Origin of the sequence: Gilliamella sp. ESL0254 (genome assembly GCF_013344985.1) — a bacterium.
GTDB classification, from domain to species: Bacteria; Pseudomonadota; Gammaproteobacteria; order Enterobacterales; family Orbaceae; genus Gilliamella; species Gilliamella bombicola.
The window spans coordinates 43,426-70,119 of sequence record NZ_JAAEDU010000004.1; the positions used below are offsets into that span (position 1 = coordinate 43,426).

Below are 26,694 nucleotides of genomic sequence, written 5' to 3' on the forward strand. Positions count from 1 at the left end.
AATGTGGTTGGCTGCCCTTATTCATGCTTTTCTTGACTAAGCGATTTGTTTAGCCGTTAATGTTGGATTATCGCTAATAAATGATTGTAAAAATGTGCTATCGGGTAGTGCTGTTAACGCGCCTTTTTGGGTAGTCGCTAAGGCACCGCAAGCACTAGCTATCGTCATCATGCTTTCTAACATGAGTTTATCTTCAGGCATTCCTGATGAAGCAATACTACTAAGTAGCCCTGCTACAAAGGCATCACCCGCACCGGTGGTATCAATACTATTTACTTGGTACGAATCAAACGAAAAAGTTTTACCTTGCCATAATACAATACTGCCATCTTTACCTTTAGTGATTAACTTTAATGGTGCTTTATAGTGTTGTTGTAGTTTACTTAATGCTTCATGCCAGTCATTGCATTGCGTCAGCCAAAATAATTCTTCATCTGATAGTTTAAGGATATCGGCATCATGACAAAATTGAGTAATAGTTGTGCGCATTTCATCTTTATTTGCCCACATCTGCTCACGCAAGTTAACATCAAAGCTAATTAATCCATTTTTAGCGGTAAGATTTTCAATGGCTGTTTTAAGCGTTTGCCGACAAGTGTGACCAACGAGTGCCAAAGAGCAAAAATGTAAAATATCTTGGTTAAAATCAGGTATCGCTTGCTGAGACAAAAATTGATCAGCAGAAGGTGAAACAAGAAAAGTAAAACTTCGCTCCCCATTTTGACCTAAATCAACAACAACAGTACTTGTTTTATAGTGTTCGTCCTTTTCAAGGCTTTGGCAATCCACATGATATTCAAGGAACGTTTTTTCCATAAAATGACCAAAGGGATCATTCCCCACACGACCAATAAAAGCGGAGGGTAGCCCCAATTTTGCAATACCAATTGCGACATTAGCCGGTGCGCCGCCAGCACAAGCTTTATAATTCATATCACCAAATGGCAATAAATCAATAACAGCATCTCCAAGAGACCAAACTTTAGTATTATTCATTTTATGACTCAATTTGTGGTTAGTTAAATTCAGTGAATATATTTTGGTTTTTGTATAAATAAGTTAGGGTTTTATTGTTTGATATATATTGATCAAAGGTTAATAATAGGATAAATCGTCGATCAAAAAAATCATGGATAATATTTAAAAAGTATGACATTTGTCACATTGTTGGTGAGCTATTTTACCATAGGTTAATGTTAACAGGTAAATCCGGCTACGATTAATGCTATCAAATATTGGGTTAATAAGGGGATTGTATGTCTAGTGCTATCGATAAAGCTAACCAAGCAGTTAACAAATTAGCGCAGCTTGTTAATAAACAGTATTACCCACATTTTCATTTAGCGCCACAATCTGGTTGGATGAATGACCCTAATGGCTTGATCTATTTTAAAGAGCAATATCATGCTTTTTATCAGCATCATCCTTACGATGAAAACTGGGGGCCAATGCATTGGGGGCATGCTGTTAGCGATGATTTGGTGACATGGCGTAGATTACCAATCGCAATTGCCCCTGATCAAGAATTTGATAAAAGCGGTTGTTTTTCGGGCTCTGCTGTTGATAACGATGGTGAGCTGTGTTTATTTTATACTGGACATGTTTGGTTGAGTGGCCAAGGTGATGACGAGCAGATAAGCCAAACTCAATGCCTTGCAAGTAGCCAAGATGGTATTCATTTTGAAAAACACGGTACGGTACTTGCGCCTAAAGTCGGGATTATGCACTTTCGTGATCCCAAAGTTTGGCAACAAGATGGTCAATGGTGGATGGTGGTAGGGCAACGAACCCCAGATAATGTGGGCGAAGTATTGCTTTATCGTTCAGGTGATTTAACAAATTGGACGTTCGATCATGTTGTTGTTAGTCATATCGATCCAAATGTGTATATGCTTGAATGTCCTGACTTCTTTCCCCTTGGTGATAAGTGGGTGTTGATGTTTTCACCACAAGGTATGCAAGCGAAAGGCTATCAATATCGTAATTTGTTCCAATCAGGTTATATTGTGGGTAATTGGCAACCAGGCGAGCGATTTTCAATCATTAAACCGTTCCAAGAAATGGACTTTGGACACGATTTTTATGCACCGCAATCATTTCTTGCGGCTGATGGGCGTCGTATTGTTTTCGCTTGGATGGATATGTGGGAATCGACCATGCCAAGTAAAAAAGATAAATGGGCAGGCGCTTTTACTTTGCCGCGTGAATTGATTTTAGATAAGGATAATTATGTCCGTAATCGCCCTATTAAAGAACTTGAAGCATTGCGCGAAAAACCAGAATCGCTAAATAATATCCTCTTAAAAAACGAGCTTAAAAACACCGATATTCAATCGATTAGCTGTGAGATTAACGTTGAGTTTGATTTAATCCAAAGCGATGCCGAGCGTTTTGGTTTGCAGCTTGCAGCCACAGAAGATGGTAAACAAGCAACATTACTATATGTTGATTTACAATCCGAGCGAATTATACTTGATCGCAGTTTATCCGGTCTTGAATTAACCGGTTATCGTAGCGTACCGCTACCAAAAACAGATAAGCTAACTTTGCATATTTTTGTTGATGCCTCATCTGTCGAGGTTTTTGTTAATGATGATTTGTATAGTCTCACTAGTCGTATTTACCCGCAATTACTCGCTGAGCGAGTTATCAACCTCTTTGCTGAAAACGGAAAAGCGAAAGTGACAAACTTGCAAAGTTGGCAATTGCAGTCTATTTATGCGTAATGTCTATTCACTGCCTATTGGCAGTGAATTTTCGTTTTAAAATCTGCATTTTTATTGTTTCATTCCACATAATCATAACCAATAAGTCATGATGTAAAACTATCAATGCAGCTATTTTTATTACCTATTGGTTTAGTGATTATTTAGTGTTTGTTTCGCCTTGGGTTTATCATAAACGCCAAAATGGTCTACAATTGTACTACTGGCTTTATTTAGCCCTAACACTTCCACTTGTGCCCCTTCTTTACGGAATTTAATCACCACTTTATCTAACGCTGCTACAGCGGTTATATCCCAAAAATGTGCGTGGGTAAGATCAATTGTTACCTTTTGTACAACTTCTTTTAAATCAAATGAGCTAATAAATTTGGTAGAAGAGGCAAAAAATACTTGTCCATACACGGTATAAATACGTTGTTCATTGCTAGGTTGCTCTGTTTGAATTTGTAGGTAATGAGCGACTTTATTGGCATAAAACAGTGATGCCAGTAATACCCCAACAAATACACCGTAAGCAAGGTTATGGGTAAATACAACGACAACTACAGTTGCCAGCATCACAATATTGGTTGAAAGTGGGTACGATTTAAGGTTCTTAATCGAGTCCCAGCTAAAGGTTCCTATGGAAACCATGATCATCACAGCTACTAACGCAGCCATTGGAATTTGGCTTACCCAGTCTTGTAAAAAGACAACTAATAATAAAAGTACAGTTCCGGCTATAAATGAGGATAGACGCGTTCGTCCGCCTGACTTCATATTGATAATTGATTGCCCAATCATTGCGCACCCCGCCATACCGCCAAAGAAGCCTGTCACGATATTGGCAATACCTTGCCCCTTGCATTCTCGGTTTTTATCACTCGGTGTATCGGTAATATCATCTACAATGGTTGCGGTCATCATTGATTCTAATAAGCCGACAATGGCTAATGAAAGGGAGTAAGGCAGAATAATCAATAAGGTATCAAGGTTAAAAGGAACATTGGGCAGTAAAAATGTAGGCAAGCTAGTGGGTAATGTACCCATATCACCCACCGTGCGTATATCCATGCCAAAATACATATAGATACCGGTAAGAATAAGAATGCAAAGTAGTGGTGAAGGAATCATTTTTCCTACTTTGGGGATATAAGGGAACAGATAAATTATGCCAAGCCCAGCAATGGTCATTGCATAGACATGCCATGTGACATTGGTTAGCTCAGGAAGTTGTGCTAAAAAAATTAAGATGGCTAATGCATTAACAAAACCTGTTACCACAGAACGAGAAACAAAGCGCATTAAGTTCCCTAATTGAAGAAAACCGGCAATAATCTGAAAAATGCCGCATAAGATTGTCGCAACAAGCAAATATTCAACCCCATGTGCTTTAACCAGTCCAGCAATCACTAGCGCCATTGCACCGGTAGCGGCAGAAATCATTCCTGGGCGACCACCGGCAAAAGCAGTAATAACCGCTATACAAAAAGCCGCATACAGCCCCATTTTAGGGTCAACACCGGCAATAATAGAAAAAGCAATTGCTTCAGGAATAAGGGCAAGTGCTACAACGATGCCCGATAGAACATCATTTTTGATATTGGAAAACCATTGTGTGCGTAAAGATTGCATTGAATTTAATCACCACTGAAAAAAAGGAAAATTGCCGCGTGAAGCAATGCATTTATAAGGTTATCAAAAGTTGATAGGAAAGATATGACTTCTGTGCATCACGCGAGTAACTATAATTATTATTAATAGAAAGAACGCGCAAAAAGTTACACAGGTATACTCCATAATGAAATTATATTTTTATAATAATAGAACTTAACCCATTGTACAATGGCTAATTTTCTTATTATCGTTGAAAGTTATAATATTTTATTGTTTTAAAAATTTTAATCTAACCATACAAATTTAAATGATGCCGATGTCATAGATCTATTTATTATAGGATTTAATGACGGAATTAACCGTCATCATTAAAAGTAAAATAGACAAAATTGAAAATGGGATTAGGCATTGGCGGTTAAACAATGTTTTAGATCTGTTTTTCTATGCCTTTATTTGGTTTGAGCTAATATACTTTATTTCACTTACAAAGAGGCTTTTTTTAAATAAGGTTATGCTATCTATATTGGCTCTTTTTGGCTTTTTAACGCGATGATAAATGAATACAAAACTTGCTTCTAGGTTAAGTTTGCGAAACAATGTGAATAATTTTAGTTATTGTGTATAAGGACTTGTTGTGAGCGATGCAAAAATAGTTGTAAAACCCGAACGGCTGTGGCAAACCATTCGGCAAGAAGCCTTTGAGTTAGTCGAAAGCGAGCCAATGCTGGCAAGTTATTTCCACGCGACTTTACTTAATCACGAGGATTTAGGCAGTGCATTAAGTTATATTTTAGCTAATAAACTGGCAACACAAGTAATGCCTGCTATTGAGATTCGTGAGATTGCTCGGCAGGCTTATCAAGCTGATCAACGCCTTATCCAATCTGCAGTAAGTGATATTATTGCGGTTTATATTCGTGATCCTGCAACCAACTATTATTCAACCCCTCTTCTTTATTACAAAGGTTTTTTATCACTACAAGCTTATCGAATTGCACATTGGCTTTGGAAGCAAAACCGTAAATCATTGGCCATTTTTTTACAAAGCCAGATTGCGATAGTGTTTGGTGTGGATATTCACCCTGCGGCAAAAATTGGCTGTGGGGTAATGTTTGATCATGCGACAGGCATTGTGATTGGTGAAACCGTGGTAATTGAAAACGATGTTTCTATTTTGCAATCTGTCACCTTAGGTGGCACCGGTAAACAAAATGGTGATCGTCATCCAAAAATTCGTGAGGGTGTAATGATTGGTGCGAATTCCACGATTTTAGGCAATATTGAAATAGGCAAAGGGGCTAAAATTGGTGCGGGTTCTGTGGTGTTAGATCCTGTACCACCACATACTACCGTTGCCGGTGTGCCCGCAAAAGTGGTGGGTTGCCCTGATTGCGATAAGCCTGCTTTAAATATGGATCAAGATATTTAATTGCGATGCGTATAATGAAAAATGCCGTTGATTTGTATCGACGGCATTTTTATAACGGATTATTTATTGTTAAGATTTACATCCATTGTTGGATATGGAATATTAATATTATTTGCAGTTAATCCATTTTTGATATTTTCAAGCAGATCCCCTTTTACTGCTCCGTAGTTTTCATTTAATGTCCAAACTAATACATTAAAATTCATTGAGGAAGCATCTAACACATCTAATCGAATCGTTGGCTCTTTGGATGTTAATATGTTTTGTGTTTTATCAACCGCTTGCTTTAACACTTGGTAAACTTTTTGAATATCAGAATCATAGCCGACATTAATGACCAAATCTAAACGCCTTTCTGGTAAACGGGTATAGTTGATAATATTGGTGTTGACGACCTGACTATTGGGTATCACCACTAATTCGTTAGTTGATGTGATCATCGATGTTGAAAAGATCTGTATTGAATCAATCACGCCTTGTTGGCTATTTATTACAACTGTTTCGCCTACTTTAAATGGGCGGAAAATAATTAAAATCACCCCAGCCGCAAAGTTAGATAGCGAACCTTGCAACGCCAAACCAACAGCTAAACCAGCCGCACCAATGATAGCAACAATAGAAGCCGTTTGTACTCCTAATTGGCCTAAAACCGCCACTAATGTCATAACAATAACGGCATAGTACGACAAAGCACTGACAAATTTAACAACCGTTGGGTCAACGTGCCGTTTAAATAATATCCGTTTTAATTGGTTGCTAATAAATCTAGCAATAGTTCTACCAATAACAAAAATAAGAATAGCAAAGCAGAAATGAGCGATATAGCTAAATACAACCCCATCATATCGTTTGATAAAGTTAAGGGTGTAATTTAAGAAACCTTCAAAATTCATCTTATTATCCTCAGTAATTCGGAATAGTAATTTCTATCAATGTGTTTTAGTGCAAAATTGGCTAAACCAATTGTTTAACTAATAAAGTCCAACGTGTATCAAAATTAGTAGTTGGTAGATATTTAAAACCTGAACGAGAATAACGCGCCATCATGCCTTCGCAAAAAGCCAATAACTGACTAGACAAAATCCGTTCATCTGTGATGAAAGCAACACCTTCACGTATTTTGCGCTCCCGTAAAACTTGTTTGATTTGGATTTCAATTCGTTCAAAGAGTTGGCTAATACGTTCTTGTAATTGGTCTTGTTCAAACATTAATGCATGCCCCGTCATAATTCTGGTTAATCCTGGGTTTTTTTCAGAAAAGCCTAATATCAACGCAAGAATAAGTTGTAAGCGTGTAAAGGTATTGGGCTCTTCTTGCATAATGACATTAATGCGAGACAACAAAATATCTTCGATATAGACAATTAAGCTTTCAAACATTTTTGTTTTGCTTGGAAAATGTCGATATAACGCCGCTTCAGAAACACCTACTGTTGCAGCTAATTTAGCTGTTGTAATGCGTTGCGTGCCTTCGTTGGACTCAAGCATTTTAGCTAATGCTTGTAATATATCTTCTTTACGATTTTTATTTTTGCTTGTCACAATCATTTTTTACCCGAATGCCCAAATCCACCTTCCCCTCGTGCTGATTCAACAAATTCATCAACAATATTAAATTCGGCTTGTACAACCGGAACAATAATTAATTGGGCAATTCGATCGCCTGCTTCAATAACAAAAGGGGTTTGACTACGATTCCAAACAGGAACAAATAACTGACCTTGATAATCCGAATCAATCAAACCAACCAAATTACCAAGCACAATACCATTTTTTGAACCAAGTCCAGAACGTGGTAAAACCAATGCCGCTAAACTAGGATCGGCAATATGCATTGACAAACCGGTTGGGGTTAAGATGGTTTCGCCGGGCTTGATTTCGGTGGTTTTATCAAACATTGCACGCAAATCAATACCTGCTGAACCTTCGGTTGCATAGGTAGGTAGTGGAAATTCATTTCCTAAACGTTTGTCTAATACTTTTATATCAATTTTTCTTTTCATCATGACTCGCTTTATATCGTGTTGTAACTGCTTCAAGTAACTGTATTGCTAATTGTTGTTTGTTGCTTAATGGTAACGTTTGCTCACCATTTTGCCAATATAGTGTTAATGCATTTTGATCAGAATTAAAGCCGATGGTTTTGTCTGAAACATCATTAGCGCAAATTAAATCTAGATTTTTTGTAGTTAATTTTTTTAGTGCATAAGTTTTGACATCATGAGTTTCGGCAGCAAATCCTACCACAAAAGGACGATTCGTTTTTAGTGCTGCGACACTTGCTACAATATCGGGGTTTTTCACTAATTCAATAATAAGTTCATTGTTATCGCTAGCTTTTTTGATTTTTTGTGTCGCAATTGTTTTGGCATGATAATCGGCAACCGCCGCGCACGAAATAAAAATAGTTGATTTTTGCGCATAATTTAATGCTTCTTCATACATCTGTTTAGTGCTTTTAACGTTAATTCGGTTGACACCATTTGGCGTATCTAAATGAACCGGTCCACTAATTAATGTAACGGTAGCGCCCATTTGCGCTGCTGCACTTGCAATTGCAAAGCCCATTTTTCCTGAACTGTAATTACTAATGTAACGAACTGGATCGATTTCTTCGATCGTTGGGCCTGCCGTGATGGTTATAGATATACCTGAAAGCGCAGCAGTGGTTGAAAAATACTGCCTAATATTTTCAACAATCGTTTCAGGCTCTAACATTCGCCCAGGCCCTATATCACCACAGGCTTGAAAGCCGCTGTCAGGCCCTAAAATTAAGGTATTTCTTGATGCCAATACTGATAAGTTATGTTGCGTTGCTGCCGCTTTATACATTTGTTGATTCATGGCTGGCGCTATAACAATTGGCGATGGGGTTGCTAAGCAGACTGTTGACAGCAGATCATCAGCAATGCCGTTAGCCATTTTGGCAATAATATTGGCCGTTGCTGGGGCAATGAGGACTAAATCAGCCCATTTGGCCAGTTCAATATGGCTCATAGACAGCTCGGCTGATGGATCAAAGAGATCACTGGAAACCTGATTGCCAGAAACAGCTTGCAGAGTCATTTTAGTCACAAAATGGCTAGCAGAATCAGTCAGAACAATATGCACTTGCGCACCCGCTTTTTTTAAATGGCGAACAAGGTCAGGACATTTATAAGCGGCAATACCACCAGTAATGCCTAACAAAATATGTTTACCCGATAGACTCATGATCAAGCTTCCTTCACATCAAGATGAAAGCGCTATATTACCACAATTCAGCTAGATAATAAGTAGCTCTTTCGCATTGGCTAATGTTGCGTCAGTAATTTTGTCTCCTCCTAATAAGCGAGCAAGTTCGTTTAAACGTCCAGTATTATCTAGCTTTTGCATATCAGTTGAAGTCTGTTTGCCATTGGTTTGTTTGTTAACAAAATAGTGCTGATTTGCTTGCCCAGCAACTTGTGGCAGGTGGGTTACAGTGATCACTTGCGTTGATTCACCCAGTTGCCTTAATAACTGACCGACTTTAGCGGCAGTTGGTCCACTAATACCGACATCAATTTCATCAAATATTAATGCTGGTGTATCCATTTTTTGCGCAGTTAAAACTTGAATAGCTAAGGCAATACGTGATAACTCACCACCAGAGGCCACCTTAGCAAGCGGTTGTGGACTTTGCCCAGCATTGGTGCTGACTAAAAAGGTGACTTGATCGGCACCGTCTTCATTTAATCGGTTTTCGTCAAAAGTGACATCGATACTAAATTGTCCATTAGGCATGGATAAGTCATGCATAATAGTGGTTACTTTTTTGGCTAAAGTTTTGCTTATCGTTAATCTTTTTTGATGCAATTTTGTGGCAATTTCAACCGCGAGTTGATGGTATTTGGTAATATCGGTTTTAAGTTGTTCGCTTTGTTCATCTTGCTGATTGATCTGTTTAAATTCAGTTAACAAGGTTTGATGTAAATCGGGCAATGCTTCAGGGGTGACATGGTGCTTACGCGCTAAAGCAATTTGTTTTGATAACCGCTGTTCAAGTTGCATGACTCGAGCAGGATCGAGCTCTAAACGTTCACTATAATGACGAAGTTCATCGCTTGCTTCTTTAATTTGGATTGATGCCTCTTCCAGCATATTACAAACACTATTTAAAGTTGGATCGAGCTCAACCAATTCTTGAACGCTATTTTTAACACTACTAAGCAAATTACTGACGTTATATTCATCGGCTTCATCTAACAACATCACAGATTGTTGGCTTAGATTGATTAATTGTTCACTGTTAGATAATCGTTTGTATTCTTCGTCAATTTGTTGATATTCCCCTTCAATTGGCGAAAACTCATTAAGTTCTTTCAATTGATATTGTAAAAGCTGCATATGCGCATCACGCTCTTGTCGTGAGGTTTCGTACTGCTGATAAGCTCGTGTTGCTTCTTTCCACTGTCTATAGGCTTGCTGCATTTGGGCAAGCAAGGTGGGCTCATTCATATAATGATTGAGTAACAGTTGTTGATAATCACTGCGTAACAGGCGCTGATGTTCATGTTGCCCATGAATTTGAATCAACATTTGCCCCAAATCTTTTAATTGCGAAATAGGTACCGCACGACCATTAATAAATGCTTTAGAACGCCCATCTTGATTAATCACTCGGCGTAAAATGCACTCATTACCCTCATCAAGTTGATTTTCGCGTAACCAAGCAAAAGCCGCTGGCGTATCATCAAGCACAAAACAAGCCGAAATATCAACACGATCAGCGCCATGCCGAATAGATGAAGCATCAGAACGATTACCTAAACATAATCCCAATGCATCAATAGCAATCGACTTCCCTGCGCCCGTTTCACCCGTAATAGCGGTCATCCCAGTAGTAAAGTCGACAAGAAGTTGATCTACAATAGCAAAATTATTAATAGTTAGTTGAGTTATCATAATAAATTAATACATAAGGCTAGTTATCATATTGGCAGTATAGCAGTAAAAATACTGTAAATAAATACAGGATGTTGTTTTTGTTTTTTTGAAATTTTGGGGAAAAGCATACGGGGTGGTTCTGTCGTATTAATATTGACAATAATGATTAGGTTTAATTTAAAAAATGAATTAGTTGAGATTGTGCATAAATTACGGTAAGTTGAGTGTAAAGAGATAATTCATTCTAAATTAGATTGATTTATTATTTTTGGATAAAAATTAAATAAAAGAGAAATAAAATGGGATTACCAGAAGGATTTAGGACTGAAAAAACATTAGCATTGGAAAATGAATTTAAAAAATTTGAAGTTGATTTGTTAGAAAATTTAACTAATGAAGACTTTAGAATATTAGGTATGTATATACAAACTTACAATTTTATTGATTTAAACATTAGGCGTTGTTTTAATGTATTAAACGAAAAGGGAATTTTAATTACAAGTCAAAAAGAATTAAATATTATTCCTAATTTAGTTAATAAAATTATATCTTGCCTTTCAGAATTAAGCCTAAACTATGAACAAAGAAAAGAAGCAGAAGAGAAACTTGAAGAAATAAAATTTCGAAGAAACCATAGAAATATTTTTGCTCATTTTGCTGCAAAAAGAATTCCTAATCAAGATGCAATAGTTTTTATGACAAATGATCCAATAGACATGAAAAAGATATTCAAACGAATAAGCCCCTCTGATGCAATTTTTTATGCTATATATGATATTGCTGATATAAGGGGGTTAGTTAAACACATGTTATCGTATGAAAATTGGTTAGCTGAATTTACTTCAATGATTATTAAAATATAAGACTATATGAAATCTTTTTAATATTCTAAATTGCCAACTTTCGTTAATCAAATAACCCACCTGTTCACATTTTAATTTTTTTGTAAAAATATTCAGTATTCTATACCTTTTTAATAATAAATAATTATACTCAATAATTTATTTAAGCTAAATTTATCTGATTTTAGTGCTTGATTATTTATCAACAAAACAGATTGCTCCAAAAATTACCTTTTCCAAAAAGCGGTGCAAAAATAACCACCACCACTCATCAAAATACTTTTACACCTCCCCCCAACTTATTCTTCTTTTATCTAAAATTACACAGTAGTATAATTTGAACACCTATTTATTATAACTATGGGAAACTAAGTATGTTTGGAAATAAAACAAATCGCCAAGTAATTATATGGACAACAATTATCGGCGGATTTTTCAGTTCATTAGTAAAATGGGGTTCAGAAGTTAATATGCCTCCACGAGTACCTGGTGAAATTTCGCCACCTGCGGCACATATTGATGCATGGCTGGGTTGGCTTGGGATTAATTCTCACTCGCTCGATTACCTTTATCAAGGAGCAAGTGTTTTAGGTGCGGTGACACTTTATCACTGGTTATTTAGTTTTGCTTTTGCCTTTGTTTATGTTGCAGGTGCATATTATTGCAACAAAATCCGCTTATGGTATGGGGCATTGTACGGCATTATTATTACTGTTGTGATGCACGGTTTTTTAATTCCATTGCTTGGTTTCCGTCATCCTGCTTATGATGCGGAAGGTACGGTTGGTTGGTTATGGAACTTAAATGGTTATGAACTTTGGAGTGAAATTCTAGGTCATATCTATTGGGGTGTATCGATCGAAGTGTGTATGATTGCAGTACTTGCTCATTTTGCAAGACCAATTCATGGTGAGTGGCGTCAATAATTGGCTTAGCTTTCATCAGTTAATATTAAATCCTACTATTTAACCATAGTGGGATTTTTTATTTGAATTGATATAGTTAAAAACTATAACAATCAATAAAAAACTAGAATTATTCAATACCTATTTTTTTTGTTATCTTTTTATCACTATAAGAAAATGGATAAAAGGAAATAAAAATGAATACTGCTGTTATTGGATATCCTCGTGTTGGTAAGCTTCGTGAACTTAAATTTGCAACAGAAGCCTATTTTAAAGGTAATAAAACTCAAGCCGAATTATTAAACGAAGCCAAAGCGTTACGAGCTGAGCATTTAAAACAACAAGCTGCTCAAAAAATTGCTTTTATCTCATCTAATGATTTTTCATTCTATGATGCGGTGTTAGATACAGCGTGTTTACTTAATGTTATTCCAAAACGTTACCAAGATTTAGGTTTACCTGAGCTTGACCGTTATTTTGCCATGGCACGTGGTTATCAGGGCGAAAAAGGTGATGTGCGCGCGCTGGCTATGAAAAAATGGTTCAATACTAATTACCACTATTTAGTACCTGAAATAGAAGATTCAGTACAAATTAAGTTAACAGGTACTAAACCTTTTGACGAATATCAAGAAGCTAAAGCGCTAGGTGTGCAAACCAAACCGGTTGTGGTTGGGCCGTTAACCTTTTTTAAATTAGCGCAGTATTTAGGTAAAAAACAGTTTGGTGATTTTAAAGCCGATATTATTAAAGCTTATCAAGAAATCATCCAAAAATTTACAACGCTTGGTGCTGAGTGGATCCAAATTGATGAGCCAATTTTAGTGACCGATCTAAATAAAGACGATATCGCTTTATTTACCGAACTTTATCAAGCGATTTTATCGGTTAAAGGTAACACCAAAATTGTTCTGCAAACCTATTTTGGTGATGTGCGTGATTGTTATAAAGAATTAGTGGCACTGCCTTTTGATGGTATTGGGCTTGATTTTGTCGAAGGTAAGCAATCATTAGCTTTACTTGAAAATAATGGCTTCCCTGCTGATAAAATATTATTTGCCGGTGTTGTTAATGGCAAAAATATCTGGAAAAACAATTACCAAAAAACTTTAGCTTTACTTGGTAAAATCAAACAAAAAGCCACAAATATTGTCATTAATACATCTTGTTCATTACTGCATGTTCCTTATACATTGCAAAATGAAACCAAATTAACCATTCAACAACGTGCTTATTTTGCTTTTGCCCAAGAAAAGCTGCAAGAGCTTGCTGAACTAGGTCAGTTATTTAAAGAAGCAAATCCTGAAAATAATGCGACTTATAAAGCTAATCAAACACTATTTACCCGTGAACGTGAAGGTGCAAACCACGCGGTTCGCCAAAAAGTGGCGGCATTAAATGCGTCTGATTTTACCCGTTTACCTGAGTTTTCAGTGCGTGAAGCGGCGCAGAAGAAAGCCTTTAATTTACCACTATTACCAACTACAACCATTGGATCATTCCCGCAAACACCTGATGTGCGTTTAAATCGTGCTAAATTCAAAAAAGGCGAAATTTGCTTGAATCAATATACTGAATTTAATCAACAAAAAATAGCTGAGTGTATCAAATTGCAAGAAGAGATCGGCATTGATGTGTTAGTGCATGGTGAATTTGAACGTAATGACATGGTCGAATATTTTGGCGAAAGCTTAAATGGCTTTGTGTTTACCGAAAAAGCTTGGGTACAATCTTACGGTACACGTTGCGTTAAGCCACCGATTGTGTGGGGTGATATTTCACGATCTAAACCGATTACGGTTGAATATTCAAAATATGCGCAAAGCCTGACTGATAAACCAGTTAAAGGGATGTTAACTGGACCGGTAACGATTCTTAACTGGTCATTCCCACGTGAGGATATTTCGCAAAAAGAATCGGTATTCCAAATTGGATTGGCCATTGGTGATGAAGTGTTAGATCTTGAAGCTGCAGGCATTAAGATTATTCAAATTGACGAAGCCGCGTTAAAAGAAAAATTACCACTGCGTAAAGCGGATTGGAACAGCGAATATCTTGATTGGGCGATTCCGGCATTTAGATTAGTACACAGCAAAGTCCAAGCTGATACTCAAATTCATACACATATGTGTTATAGCGAATTTGCTGACATCATTAAAGATATTGATGCCATGGATGCTGATGTAATTTCGTTCGAAGCTTCTCGCTCTAATCTGCAATTAATTGATGTGCTCAATGCCAATAATTTTAAAACCGAAGTTGGACCAGGTGTTTACGATATCCATTCGCCACGCGTTCCACCTGTTGCTGAAATTAAAGCGACGATCGAAAAGTTACTGGCGAAGATCGATAAACAAAAATTATGGATTAACCCAGACTGTGGTTTAAAAACACGTGGTGAAAAAGAAGTGGTTGAAAGCTTACAGCATCTTGTTGAAGCTACATTAGCAGTAAGGAAAACACTCAATTAAGCACTGTTTTATAAAGAACTGAGCTTATTTATTAAGACATCGTATTTTACGATGCTGACAATTCCGCCGCCTATTTGGGCGGCGGAAATGTCAATAAGGAAAATAAGCGATATAACGAATGGATGATAAAAATGAAAACAAATCTATTATTTAATAAAAAAACGGTGTTCTCTTTTGAAGTTTTTCCACCTAAAAAAACATCACCTTTAGAAACCATTTACAGCACTCTGCGAGAGCTTGGTTATTTTAAACCCGATTTTATCAGTGTCACTTATGGTGCGGGTGGTAGCTTAAATGGACAAACCACCATTGATATTGCCCACTCGGTAAAACACACTTATGGTATCGAAAGTGTTGCTCACTTACCGGGCATTAATTTTGATAAAGCCGAGATGCAAAAAATCCTACACGATCTTAAATGTGCAGGGATTGATAATGTGCTTGCTTTGCGTGGTGACATCAGCCCGAATGTACCGCCTAAAGATGATTTTCGATACGCCAGCGAACTGGTGACATTTATTAAAGAAAACGGTGATTTTAACGTGATTGGTGCATGTTATCCAGAAGGACATCTTGAAGCATCAACCCTAAAACAAGATCTGATCCACCTAAAAGAAAAGGTCAATGCGGGTACTGATCAACTTATTTCACAGCTATTTTTTGATAATGACTATTTTTATGCATTTTTAGATAAAGCACACGATATGGGCATTAATGTGCCAATCGAAGCCGGCATTATGCCAGTGACCAATAAAAACCAAATTGAGCGCATGGTATCGATGTGTGGGGTGAATTTACCTAAAAAATTCAAACAAATGATGGAAAAATATGAACATCATCCCGATGCATTTCGTGATGCGGGTATTGCTTATGCCATCGATCAGATTGTTGATTTAGTTTCACAAAATGTGGACGGCATTCATTTGTACACCATGAACAATAGCTACATAGCCAGACGCATTAGCGAAGCTGTTGCAACATTATTAGCTGTGCCAAAAACAAAACAGTGATTTAGAAAAAAGGATATATCAAGGATTGATAGGAATTGGTTGCGGGGGCTGGATTTGAACCAACGACCTTCGGGTTATGAGCCCGACGAGCTACCAAGCTGCTCCACCCCGCGTCAAAGAGGTGACCATATTATAGTAATTAAATAATAAAGCAATACTTATTTAACGCAATCGCGCCATTTTTAAACACTATTGAGTAAATATGTACTATTTTTTTACATAAACACAAAGTGACATAAAAATTTTTAACAATAACTTTAGTCTTTCATTAAAGCTAAAAGGTATATAAAACCTAGCGGTTTAAAAATAGAAACTTTCCAATAGCTATTATGATCTTACATAAAAACATTAATTTTTATTATATAAATCTAAATATTTCTTGTACAAATTAATAAAAATATTATCTATAAGAGATAGTGTGGCAAACTATATAAAATAATTTTCATATTTATAATCATTATCAACAAGTGTTTTTAATGATGGCAAGTGTTGTTGAACACACAATATATTATGAGCACATCTATTTCTATGACGATATAGATGTTTTTCATATATTTTTTCTTTTAAAAAGTTATTTTTATTTTCAGCTAAAAATAAAGTACCTTTAGCAAAATGATCTATTGTAATAGTCTTCCAAAAATCTTCAAATTCATAATATTTTTTTGTGCTCCAGTAAAACAAATTAGTATTTTTGAAAATATTATGTATTTCGAGTGTTGTATCTTTTAATATTTTTTCTCTTTCCTCGTCAGAAAAATGTTCAAAGCTTGGATCATGTTTTTTAATTTGTTCAACAAGTTCTGTATATATATTATTTTTGTCTTTATATTGAGAACATTCTCCTAAACCATTTCTAAATTTCTGATATCGATAATCGTAATCGTCTGTTGCTAAATCCCAACAAATACACTTCATTTTTTGTTCTTGAAATCCAGTCATTTTGAGAAAAATTGATTGCATTATGTAGTCACATAGGGGAAAAGTTTCAATACCATTACCGATACCTGAGCAGGAAGTCACTGCAATTTCTAAATTGCTTGTAATAGGAGTTAAAATAAAATTTTTATGCATTTTCATTATCTATAATTTTTTCATATAATTTTATTGATTGTTCCATACGTTTTCTTAAATGTTGTAAGTTGCTAGGTGATTTTTTATGAGCACCTTTTTTAAAAATATTAATCTTCTCATCTAGTTTTGTTTTAAATTCATCAATTTCAATATACTTTATTGAATCGCCATCTTTAAATTTTATTTTAGTATTATCTATGATAGGTATTTCATTTTTATTAAAGATAATTTGATATATTAGACCAAAAAAATATACATCTAGATCAATAATTGAACTATATTCATTAGGGATTTTGAGATTGTTTATTGTTTGTTTTAATAGTTCAAAACGTGAACTATATTCTTTATTAGGAAAAATTTCTGAAAATTTGCCGAATAATTTTGATTCTTCATCATTAACTACACAATAGATATATTGTTCATAATATTGTTCCATTTTAGATTTATAGCTACGTGCAACTATATTTTTATTTTGACTTTTAAAATAATGCGAAAGAAGAGATAAATATCTAACAAAATCGAATTTAGCCTTATTACCAAAGTTTTTTACCGTTATTTTTTGACAAAAATCTGGTGTAAAAAAATTTGTTAATTCTTTATCCAAAAAATATAATGAGGCTCGACTTTCTTGGGGTAACAGTGTTTGACCTTGAATATTGATATTTCTAAAAACGGAAGAATAGTATTTTTGTTGGATTTTAGCGTCATCCGATATATCAGGAACTAAATAAGAAAAACCCAAAAAATTTTTTTCAAAAAATTCATCGTCCAGATTGAAATCTAGCGATTTATATTCTGCATTTTCTGCATTATTTATATTTATCTTCTTAATTAAATCATCTCTATTGCTGCCTTTTTTTGTAAGCTCTCTAAAAGTCCATTCACATATACATGGATCTTCATCATCATCATCTTCATCATCATTTTCACTAACATATGATTCTAACGGCTTAGAATATTTGTCTTTATTTGGATATAGACCTAAATAAGCTAATAAAATACTTGTTAAGCGTTGTTGTCCATCAAGAATTAAATTATCATTTTTACCATCGATTTTAAAAGCGCCGATTGTTACAGGAGGTATAAATTGTTTATCTGAAAAAGTTTGTATTAATGTTTTTACTTTTTCATCACTCCAAACAAAATGTCGTTGATAATCAGGTAACACAATATTTTTATTCAAGATTAATTCAATCCAATGTTTTAAAGTATACTCTCCATAATAAACCCTATTTTCCATAAAATTACCTGCCATAAATTTTTCATGATTAACAATACGAAAACAACTATCGCGGTTTTAATTAACAAATCTGCTATATTTTGAACGAATTTATTATATACGTATAACGGATAATTTTTCCAATATCCTGTATCATAATGAGGTTTAGAATGTTACCAAAATTCCTAAATCCCAATGTACATCACTTTATAACCATATGATTTTAATTTAAAAAGTTAAAAAGTCAAAAAATAAAAATTCAATAAAATCAAAATTCTACCTGAACTATTTTTATAGTAAACACGTTAATTTTTTACAAAAGAGTAAGGTTATTATAGCTAATCTATTTAGCTTAATACTGTTCTGGTGAAAAGATGTTGGTGTAGTAAGCCATAAATAATCATCCAATTGTAATTAACATAATTTTTTAATTGCTTAGTTTTATTTTAGAGCGATCAACTAAATGAGCCATTTTTTTATCTGCTTTTCCCTGTGGTGGATTCGGTGTCATTGAAAAACCTGCTTTGCCCTATTTTTGGTATATTTTAAACCAGTGGCCTACATATCGAAAGTGTATATCAAACGCCAAAGCAGCTTGGTTTTGTGACGGGTTTTAGTTCTTCAATGCCTTTTCTTTTATATAACTTTACCCACGACTCCACTGTACCGACAGGCACTTGAAAGTGCCAAGCGGTTAAACCATAACCATCATGACTCTTAAAATAATGTTCAATAACTTGTTTTTTAAAATCGAATGTATATTTTTTTGCCATAATTTTGTTCCCAAAAGTAGATTTAAACAATCCAACTTTTGGGGGGCAGTTCAGAAACCTGCGCACCCAATTTATTCTATTCACCAACCCCAAAAAGGCCTGATTTCCCGTCCAAAAATCGGTCAGAAAAGGTATTGATTTTATTGAGGTTTTTTGGTTGTTTTTTTAACAAAAACTGCCTTACAAAAACACAACAATCCTTCCCAAAACGATGGTTATGTTATTTGTCTTATTCCGGCGTCAGAATGTGCCGACAACAGAGTGAGGTTAGCACGCCAAACAAGGATGTTTGGCGAGTTTGTGGTGCGTCTGACAAATTTGTCTGGAACAAATTTGAACACCTGAGCATAGCGAAGGTGGCCTCGTAGAGGCGAGTATCAGGATGATACGAGTAATCCCACAAACGGTGCGTTAAGACCGAGCGACGGCGTCGGACAAATTTGTCTGGAACAAATTTGAACATCTGAGCAAAGCGAAGATGGCCTCGAAGAGGCGAGTATCAGGATGATACGAGTAGTGCCACAGGCCACATTCTGCAGCCTTGCGCGGGGTTTTTAGGGGATTTCGCAAAAAATTCCCTAAATCGGACGTGGTCACTGTGGCTATTTTGTTTATTATAGGTCAAAACGTCCGAAACCACCGCACTCAATTTATTCTATTCATCAAAACAAAAAAGACCTGATTTTTCGTCAAAAATCGAAAAATATTATTTATTTACTTTCTGATTAAATGTATTAAGCTCCTCTACCGTATTGATATTGATAAAACAAGCTGCTTTATCACTAAAATCAACAGATTTAGCACTGATTTGTTCTAAAAATAGCATCAGTTTACGTTCACCTTGTTCTAAATAAGCTTGTAGCTGTGGAATAGTTGTTTTATGAATAAGCAAGATGGTTGGATGGTGATGTTGTCCATCATATGGATAAATAGCACTGTTATTTGCCGTATAAACAGCTAAGCGGTCAATTAAGTCATCTGGCAAAAAAGGCGTGTCACAACTGATAAATAAGTTCCAATCGGTTTTGCTGCGTAGTAAGCCACTATAAATCCCCGATAATGGCCCACAAAATCCTGCCAGATCGTCACTAAATACAGGATAACCTGCTTTTTGGTATTGTTGGATATGGCGATTACAATTAATCATGAGTGCGTCAACGTGAGGTTGGATGCGATCAATAACATGTTGATAAAGTGGTTTTTGTTGTAATAATAACAGTCCTTTGTCGTTGCCATTCATACGGGTACTTTTACCGCCGGCTAGAATGATTGCAGTAATAGAGGGTTTTTCCATAAATTATTTCTCTTTTACGTTGCGAAAAAACAAAATAACATTACTATATAGCAAAGTTATTGCAAGTCGTAGCGTATCATTTTTTGATGATTGCTTATTTATCATTATCTTCGAAAGGTTTGAAGATCTACTAAAGGTAACAATTATGAAATGTCATCGTATTGATGAAGTAGTGGAATTATTGCAACCCGCATGGGAAAGCGATTCTGATCTTAACTTATTACAATTTTTAGCTAAATTAGGTCAAGAGGCTGGTTTTGAAGGTGAATTAAAAGATTTGAGCGATGAAGTTTTAATTTATCATTTAAAAATGCGGGGTTCGGATAAGAATGAGGCTATTCCTGGTCTAAAAAAAGATTATGAAGAAGATTTTAAATCCGCATTGTTAAAAGCTCGTGGAATTATAAAAGAATAAGGAGAATTATTAAAATGAAAAAAACACTTATTGCAATTAGTATTTTGCTTTCTTCTGTAAGTTGTTTTGCCGATGAAGGAAAAACAACAACTAAAACTGATGAATCACAAACTGTCTCTACCAATGCACCAGCGCCGATCGAATTAGGCAAACAATATGCTGCACTGCCAACTAATCCATCACCCGATAAAGAAGTTATTGAGTTCTTTTCGTTTAATTGCCCAAGCTGTTTTAGATTTGAAATTCAAAATAATGGCTCACAAACTATCAGTAAGGCTTTACCAGAAGGCTTTAAATTTAAACGTTATCATTTAGAGAACTTTGGGTTATTAGCTAAAGAGCTTTCACAAGCATGGGCGGTGGCTAATGTACTTGGTATTCAAGATAAAGCTTCAGATGCACTTTATAATGCAGTTCAAAAAGATAAAACAATAAAAACAGCTGATGATATTAAAGCGGTTTTTGAAAAATTAGGTATCAGTGCTGAAGTGTATGATAAAACGAAAGATAGCTTTTTAGTTAAAGCGTTTATGGCACAACAAAGTGATGCGATTAGAGAGATGAAACCAGAGTCCATTCCTACTGTTATTGTTAATCGTAAGTTTTTTATCATAGCAAATCAACTTAATCTAACTAGTGATACAGCCTTTATTCAGGATTATGCAAGAGTGACTTCATTTGTTGCTGGATTAGATCCTAATGCAAAAATAGAAGAAAAAACGGATTCTAATAAAAAATAAATGATTATCAGGGTTAAAGAAAAACCTGTATCAATTAATTTTTAAATCCCTTTGCATCATTATTTGGTGCAAAGGGATTTTTTATTATATTAGGATGACTATTCTCGCTCTAATGCATAAATAGGATCGAGTTTTGCGGCACGTTTTGCTGGAAAGTAACCAAAGATAATGCCAATTATGCTTGAGCAGCTAAATGCCGCAACAATGGCAAGTACGGAAAAACTCATGGCAAATGATGTAACAAAAGCGTTAAAAATAAATCCAATAGCAAACGAAAGTAAAATACCTATTGTGCCACCGGTTAAACAAACTAATACGGCTTCAATTAAAAATTGTTGTAATATGTCGCTTGAACGCGCACCAACGGCCATACGTACGCCAATTTCTCGCGTTCTTTCTGTGACCGATACTAGCATAATATTCATTACGCCAATGCCTCCCACAATAAGTGAAATGAGTGCTATAGCCGAAACCAAGAGTGTCATTACCCAAGCTGATGAGTTAATGGTTTCTCGTATATTGTCTGAGTTGAAGATGAAAAAATCTTTTGTGCCATGTCGTTTTAACATGATTTGATTAATGGCTTGTTCTGCAATTGATAAATCAACATGATCTTTAACGCGTACTGTGATGCTTTTTAACGAAGTTTGACCCACCATTCGATTAATAACGGTGGTATAAGGTAACCAAATATTCAAGCTTTCATTACTACCAAACCCTTGTTGTTGTTTAGTCGCAACGCCAATGATTCTTACAGGTAGCTGGCCGGCCATTAAAATTTTTCCGATAGGGTTTTGATCTGCAAATAGTCGTTTAACGGTGTTTTCATCAATTACCGCATCTTGTGCTGAAGTAATAATGCTGGTTTCATCAAACGATTTTCCTTGAGAAATAGTATAACCACGAACAGCAAAGAATTGCTCTCCAACACCGTTTACTGTTCCTGTTACCGCTAAGTTGTTAATTCGAAAATAAACACTGGTTGCAAGATTTGGTGTGGTGCTGTGAACAAAACTTTGTTGCGCTAAAAAATCGGCATCAGATGAGCGTAGTGTCGTGATTTTATCTGCATTGCGATCGCCAAAGCCTGAGCCTGCATAGATTTCAAGTGTGCTTGTTCCTAACGAATTAATGTTAGATAAAATTTTCTGCTTTGTGCCTTGTCCTAATGCAACGACTGATACCACAGAAGCAATACCAATAATGATACCTAACATCGTTAATACAGTACGTAATCTCTGTGAAAGCATTGATAATATAGCCATCTTAAACGCATCACGAAAACGATAATATTTTGCCAAGAAGTTATCTTGGGTTTTAGTCGCTTCGATTTGTTTAATTTGACGATTATCACTTTGTTCAGATTGGTATTTGGGGTTAATAGAATCAGAAATAATATTACCGTCACTAATTTCAATAATTCGCTGGGCATTTTGGGCAATATTTGCATCGTGTGTGACAATAATAACTGTGTGGCCTTGTTGGTGTAACTCTTGTAATATGGCCATCACTTCTAAGCCACTTTTGCGGTCGAGGGCTCCGGTTGGTTCATCTGCTAAAATGATTTGTCCACCATTAATTAAAGCTCGGCCAATACTGACACGTTGTTGTTGTCCTCCTGATAATTGACTAGGTTTATTATGTATTTTATCGGCAAGTCCTAAACGTGTTAAAATTTCGTTCGCTCTTTTTTGTCGCTGTTCACTGGTTACACCAGCATAAATGGCTGGGATTTCTACATTGCCTTGTGCAGTTAGTGCATTTAACAAGTGATAACGTTGAAAGATAAAACCAAAATGTTCGCGACGTAATTCGGCGAGCTCATCAAGTGACAATTTACTAGTTGTTCGTCCGCCAATGGAGTAGGTGCCAGTGGTTGGTTTATCTAGGCAGCCTAATATATTCATTAAAGTGGATTTACCAGATCCTGATGCCCCAATAATCGCCACCATTTCACCAGCATTAATTGTCAGATTTATGCCTTTAAGAACTTGTATGGTTGAATCGCCTGCTGGAAATTCACGAACAATATTTTCAAGTTTGATAAGAGGTGTATTATTTGCCATATTAGAATCGAATCCTTGGGGATCTTGCATTATTACCTATTGATGCTCCATTAGTACTACTTACTACAACAATATCACCTTCTTTTATACCCGATTTTATTTCAACATTGATATTATTATCGATACCTAAAATAACTTCGTGTTCTTCAATTTCTTTATTTTTATTTAATAGATAAACAATGGCTTTATTATTGCTTAATTTTTTTTGGACTGCTTGAGAAGGAATGGTTAATACATCTTTTGCTTCAGATAGGACAATATAGACTTGTGCTGTCATTGAAATTCTTAAAATATGATCAGGATTATCCACATCAAATAATCCATTATAATAAATCGCGCTTTTTGTGGTTGATGATGAACTTGATAAGGTTGTTTCGGTATTAATTGAATCTGGTGCGGGCTCTATCGCACGTAGTGTTAAGCCATCAAAACGTCTATTAGGCTGTCCTAAAATGGTAAAATAAACAGGCATGCCTTTTTTGACATTGACCACATCGGCTTCAGAAATTTGCGCTTCAATCGTCATTTTATCAAGCTGAGCTACTTTAACAATGGTTGGTGCACTTTGGACGGAGTTTACTGTTTGTCCTTCATCGACTGGAATTGCGACAATTACACCATCAATGGGCGAGCGGATTTTAGTATATCCTAAGTTAACTTTCGCTGTATCAACCGCAACTTGCGCCTTAACTATGTCGGCATTAAGCGCAGCAATATCGGCTTTGATTGCATCAAGTTCGGCTTTTGCTGTATCCAAATCCGATTGAATACCCACACCCTTACTGACCAGTTTGTGCTGACGATCATAGGTTAACTGATAGTTGATTAGTCTTGCCTTTTTGGCTTCACGTTGTGCTTCTAAACTATTAAGTGAGGCTTCTGATTGTTTTAAATCGTTGCTTTGTTTTAGATCGTCGATTTCGGCAATCATATCGCCTTGTTTAATTTCATCACCCAACTCAACATAGAGTTTTTTTATTTGACCAGAAACCTGAGCACCCACACTAACTTGTTTAAAGGCACTAATTGTGCCATCGGCCAGTACTGTTTTTTCAATATTATTTTTTGTTACAGGCGATGTAATGTAATTGACTGTCGGTTCTGAACGTGATGTGATGAAATATGCAATACAAATAATTACAAAAGTGGCAATAGCCATAAATATATATTTAATTTTTATCAATTTTAACAATCTTTTTTATCCTTTAATGTTCTTATTATGATTTTAACATTCTATCGCAATAAACTAAATGCTATTGATAACCATTCTTAATAAATTGTAATAATTATGAAAATATACCCGATATAAGTTATTGCTTTGATACATAAAATATATGTTTAATCGGCATTTTAACTAGTATGTATGTTGTTCAATAAGCAATAATAGGATCCTTATTCGGATTTATTAGCGATTGCGCTATAATGTCGCAAATTTTTTATAGTCGGTAAAGATAAACTGTAATGGCATTAAAAATAACTAGCAAATGTATTAATTGTGATATGTGTGAACCCGAGTGCCCAAACGAGGCTATTTCAATGGGATTTGACACGTACGAAATCGATCCCAATAAATGTACTGAGTGTGTGGGATATTATGATCATTCGACTTGTCAGCGAGTTTGCCCTATTCAAAATGCGATTATTGCTGATCCTGAACATATTGAAACAAAAGAAGAATTATTAGTAAAATTTGAGGGACTGAAGTCTTCTTAATTCAAGTTGATTTAATGTCAATTCGAAGTTCTTTTGGAATTTCAAAAGTGATATTTTCTAAAATGCCATCTGTTTCAATAAGAGATGTGCAACCTAAGCTTTTTAAATGATCAATCACCTGTTGCACTAAAATCTCAGGTGCAGAAGCGCCTGCTGTTACACCTATCGTATGTGTATTTACTAGCCACTCTTTTTTGATGTCAGATGCAAAATCAATTAAATAAGCTTGCTTGCTGTTTCGCCTTGCTAGCTCGGCTAGGCGATTTGAATTAGATGAATTTTTAGATCCTACGACTAAAACAATGTCTGCGTGTGATGATAGTTGTTTCACTGCTTGCTGGCGATTGGTTGTAGCATAGCAGATATCATTTTTGCGAGGACTGCGAATATTAGGAAAACGTTTTTTTAAAGCAGTAATGATTTCGGCTGTATCATCAACCGATAACGTTGTTTGTGTGGTAAAGCAAAGATGATTTTCGTTTTTTACTTGCAGTGTTTTTACATCATCAATTGATTCGATTAAATAGATGCCACCTTCGGGATTGCTATATTGCCCCATTGTACCATCTACTTCGATGTGACCAGCATGACCGATTAAAATCACCTCTTCGCCACGATAGCTTGATCGAGCAACTTCCATATGTACTTTGGTTACGAGTGGACAAGTTGCATCAAAAATGCGCAGTTTACGTTGTTTTGCCTCCTCTCGGATCGCTTTAGACACGCCATGTGCTGAAAATATAAGAATGGTGTTATCAGGTACTTCGCTAATATCTTCAATAAAAATCGCCCCTAACTCTTTTAGACGATTAACAACATAGCGATTATGTACAACTTCGTGGCGTACATAGACCGGTGCTCCAAAGAGTTCTAGTGCACGTTCAACGATGGTGATAGCTCGATCAACACCAGCACAAAAACCACGAGGATTGGCTAAAATAATTTGCATATTATACGGTCTTCTTCGGTTTTTTATAACTATAGAAAATAAATAATCCAATACCTACGCAAATGGCACAGTCTGCGATATTAAAGGTTGGATAGTGCCAATCACCAAAATTGACATCAAGAAAGTCGACGACAAAACCATGATAAAGGCGATCAAATAAATTACCTAATGCACCACCTAAAATCAGCGATAATGAAAAGTTTTCTAATTTTTGCTGGCGAGTATTGCGGTATAACATATGCAAAATTACAGCACTGATAATTAAGGCGATAGCAGCAAGCATCATACGTTGGCCCTCAAAAATGCTAAAGGCAGCACCAATATTACGTACATAAGTAATTGAGAAGAAGGGTAAGAGGTTCACTGATTCAAATAGTGAGAAGTTATTTAAAATCCAAAATTTACTTGCGATATCAATGATAAAAACAAGGATTGCAAATAATAACCAGTAAAGTCCGTTATCTTTTTTCATATAAGTCTGTGCTCATTATTATATTTCCGCCGACAATTGTCGGCGGAAAGGGTACTAGATAGCTATAAGGCGTCGCTATAGCTTATTTTAATGTG

Annotated in this window: 24 protein-coding genes and 1 tRNA gene; 9 read left to right on the plus strand and 16 right to left on the minus strand. The window is 35.7% G+C overall.

Annotated elements, in window-relative coordinates; genetic code table 11:
* Positions 1-36: 36 nt before the first annotated feature.
* A complete protein-coding gene (locus GYX25_RS09320) occupies positions 37-996 on the minus strand; it encodes an aminoimidazole riboside kinase (RefSeq protein ID WP_174787237.1) in 960 nt (319 codons plus the stop codon).
* 260 nt (positions 997-1,256) lie between these two features.
* Between GYX25_RS09320 and GYX25_RS09325 the strand changes: the two genes are divergently transcribed.
* Entirely contained in the window at positions 1,257-2,726 is a 1,470-nt protein-coding gene (locus tag GYX25_RS09325) for a glycoside hydrolase family 32 protein (RefSeq protein WP_174787238.1), read from the plus strand.
* A 132-nt stretch (positions 2,727-2,858) separates the two neighbouring features.
* On the opposite strand, the gene GYX25_RS09330 is transcribed toward GYX25_RS09325, so the two are convergent.
* Complete coding sequence (locus tag GYX25_RS09330) at positions 2,859-4,340, minus strand: SulP family inorganic anion transporter (protein WP_174787239.1); 1,482 nt, start codon at positions 4,338-4,340, stop codon at positions 2,859-2,861.
* Between the two features lie 631 nt (positions 4,341-4,971).
* Here GYX25_RS09330 and cysE point away from each other — a divergent pair.
* Positions 4,972-5,751 (plus strand): serine O-acetyltransferase, encoded by a 780-nt coding sequence (gene cysE, locus GYX25_RS09335; RefSeq protein ID WP_446718921.1) that lies wholly within the window; start codon positions 4,972-4,974, stop codon positions 5,749-5,751.
* 59 nt (positions 5,752-5,810) lie between these two features.
* On the opposite strand, the gene GYX25_RS09340 is transcribed toward cysE, so the two are convergent.
* The 5 genes from GYX25_RS09340 to recN form a co-directional block, all read right to left on the minus strand.
* Entirely contained in the window at positions 5,811-6,644 is an 834-nt protein-coding gene (locus GYX25_RS09340; RefSeq protein ID WP_091349292.1) for a mechanosensitive ion channel domain-containing protein, read from the minus strand.
* Positions 6,645-6,705: 61 nt separating this feature from the next.
* Positions 6,706-7,293: a nucleoid occlusion factor SlmA gene (slmA, locus tag GYX25_RS09345; protein ID WP_342211589.1), complete on the minus strand. Its 588-nt coding sequence runs from the start codon at positions 7,291-7,293 to the stop codon at positions 6,706-6,708.
* Positions 7,294-7,295: 2 nt separating this feature from the next.
* Positions 7,296-7,754 (minus strand): dUTP diphosphatase, encoded by a 459-nt coding sequence (gene dut / locus GYX25_RS09350; protein WP_034909576.1) that lies wholly within the window; start codon positions 7,752-7,754, stop codon positions 7,296-7,298.
* Complete coding sequence (gene coaBC / locus GYX25_RS09355; protein WP_174787241.1) at positions 7,738-8,964, minus strand: bifunctional phosphopantothenoylcysteine decarboxylase/phosphopantothenate--cysteine ligase CoaBC; 1,227 nt, start codon at positions 8,962-8,964, stop codon at positions 7,738-7,740. The genes dut and coaBC overlap by 17 nt, the downstream gene beginning before the upstream one ends.
* 51 nt (positions 8,965-9,015) lie before the next feature.
* A complete protein-coding gene (gene recN / locus GYX25_RS09360; RefSeq protein ID WP_174787242.1) occupies positions 9,016-10,677 on the minus strand; it encodes a DNA repair protein RecN in 1,662 nt (553 codons plus the stop codon).
* Between the two features lie 281 nt (positions 10,678-10,958).
* Here recN and GYX25_RS09365 point away from each other — a divergent pair, with 281 nt between their 5' ends.
* The 4 genes from GYX25_RS09365 (at position 10,959) to metF (ending at position 15,887) form a co-directional block, all read left to right on the plus strand.
* The gene (locus GYX25_RS09365; protein WP_174787243.1) at positions 10,959-11,522 is read left to right on the plus strand and encodes a hypothetical protein; all 564 of its coding nucleotides are present in this window, start codon (positions 10,959-10,961) and stop codon (positions 11,520-11,522) included.
* A gap of 353 nt (positions 11,523-11,875) precedes the next feature.
* Positions 11,876-12,427, plus strand: coding sequence for a YagU family protein (locus GYX25_RS09370; RefSeq protein WP_174787244.1), 552 nt, complete (start codon positions 11,876-11,878; stop codon positions 12,425-12,427).
* Positions 12,428-12,603: 176 nt separating this feature from the next.
* Positions 12,604-14,877, plus strand: coding sequence for a 5-methyltetrahydropteroyltriglutamate--homocysteine S-methyltransferase (gene metE, locus GYX25_RS09375; RefSeq protein ID WP_174787245.1), 2,274 nt, complete (start codon positions 12,604-12,606; stop codon positions 14,875-14,877).
* Positions 14,878-15,008: 131 nt separating this feature from the next.
* Positions 15,009-15,887: a methylenetetrahydrofolate reductase [NAD(P)H] gene (gene metF / locus GYX25_RS09380; protein WP_174787246.1), complete on the plus strand. Its 879-nt coding sequence runs from the start codon at positions 15,009-15,011 to the stop codon at positions 15,885-15,887.
* 36 nt (positions 15,888-15,923) lie between these two features.
* On the opposite strand, the gene GYX25_RS09385 is transcribed toward metF, so the two are convergent.
* The 5 genes from GYX25_RS09385 to mobA form a co-directional block, all read right to left on the minus strand.
* A tRNA-Met gene (locus GYX25_RS09385) sits at positions 15,924-16,000 on the minus strand.
* Between the two features lie 313 nt (positions 16,001-16,313).
* Entirely contained in the window at positions 16,314-16,964 is a 651-nt protein-coding gene (locus GYX25_RS09390; RefSeq protein ID WP_238786099.1) for a hypothetical protein, read from the minus strand.
* Complete coding sequence (locus tag GYX25_RS09395; RefSeq protein ID WP_202983856.1) at positions 16,951-18,213, minus strand: DUF262 domain-containing protein; 1,263 nt, start codon at positions 18,211-18,213, stop codon at positions 16,951-16,953. The genes GYX25_RS09390 and GYX25_RS09395 overlap by 14 nt, the downstream gene beginning before the upstream one ends.
* Positions 18,214-18,755: 542 nt before the next feature.
* On the minus strand, positions 18,756-18,950 hold the full coding sequence (locus GYX25_RS09400; RefSeq protein WP_174787248.1) for a helix-turn-helix domain-containing protein: 195 nt from the start codon (positions 18,948-18,950) through the stop codon (positions 18,756-18,758).
* Positions 18,951-19,656: 706 nt separating this feature from the next.
* Entirely contained in the window at positions 19,657-20,244 is a 588-nt protein-coding gene (gene mobA, locus GYX25_RS09405; RefSeq protein WP_174787249.1) for a molybdenum cofactor guanylyltransferase MobA, read from the minus strand.
* Positions 20,245-20,389: 145 nt separating this feature from the next.
* Between mobA and GYX25_RS09410 the strand changes: the two genes are divergently transcribed.
* Both GYX25_RS09410 and GYX25_RS09415 read left to right on the plus strand, forming a co-directional pair.
* Complete coding sequence (locus GYX25_RS09410) at positions 20,390-20,659, plus strand: YihD family protein (RefSeq protein WP_091349323.1); 270 nt, start codon at positions 20,390-20,392, stop codon at positions 20,657-20,659.
* Between the two features lie 14 nt (positions 20,660-20,673).
* Positions 20,674-21,399 (plus strand): DsbA family protein, encoded by a 726-nt coding sequence (locus GYX25_RS09415; protein ID WP_174787250.1) that lies wholly within the window; start codon positions 20,674-20,676, stop codon positions 21,397-21,399.
* A 98-nt stretch (positions 21,400-21,497) separates the two neighbouring features.
* Here GYX25_RS09415 and GYX25_RS09420 read toward each other — a convergent pair whose 3' ends face one another.
* Positions 21,498-23,465 carry a MacB family efflux pump subunit gene (locus GYX25_RS09420; RefSeq protein ID WP_091349328.1) on the minus strand — a complete coding sequence of 656 codons (1,968 nt, stop codon included), beginning with the start codon at positions 23,463-23,465 and terminating at the stop codon, positions 21,498-21,500.
* Position 23,466: 1 nt separating this feature from the next.
* The gene (locus GYX25_RS09425) at positions 23,467-24,657 is read right to left on the minus strand and encodes an efflux RND transporter periplasmic adaptor subunit (protein WP_202983857.1); all 1,191 of its coding nucleotides are present in this window, start codon (positions 24,655-24,657) and stop codon (positions 23,467-23,469) included.
* A 269-nt stretch (positions 24,658-24,926) separates the two neighbouring features.
* Here GYX25_RS09425 and GYX25_RS09430 point away from each other — a divergent pair, with 269 nt between their 5' ends.
* Positions 24,927-25,178 (plus strand): YfhL family 4Fe-4S dicluster ferredoxin, encoded by a 252-nt coding sequence (locus GYX25_RS09430; RefSeq protein ID WP_091349331.1) that lies wholly within the window; start codon positions 24,927-24,929, stop codon positions 25,176-25,178.
* 1 nt (position 25,179) lies between these two features.
* Here GYX25_RS09430 and ispH read toward each other — a convergent pair whose 3' ends face one another.
* Complete coding sequence (gene ispH / locus GYX25_RS09435) at positions 25,180-26,127, minus strand: 4-hydroxy-3-methylbut-2-enyl diphosphate reductase (RefSeq protein ID WP_091349334.1); 948 nt, start codon at positions 26,125-26,127, stop codon at positions 25,180-25,182.
* A 1-nt stretch (position 26,128) separates the two neighbouring features.
* Positions 26,129-26,599: a signal peptidase II gene (gene lspA, locus GYX25_RS09440; RefSeq protein ID WP_091349336.1), complete on the minus strand. Its 471-nt coding sequence runs from the start codon at positions 26,597-26,599 to the stop codon at positions 26,129-26,131.
* Positions 26,600-26,694: the final 95 nt, after the last annotated feature.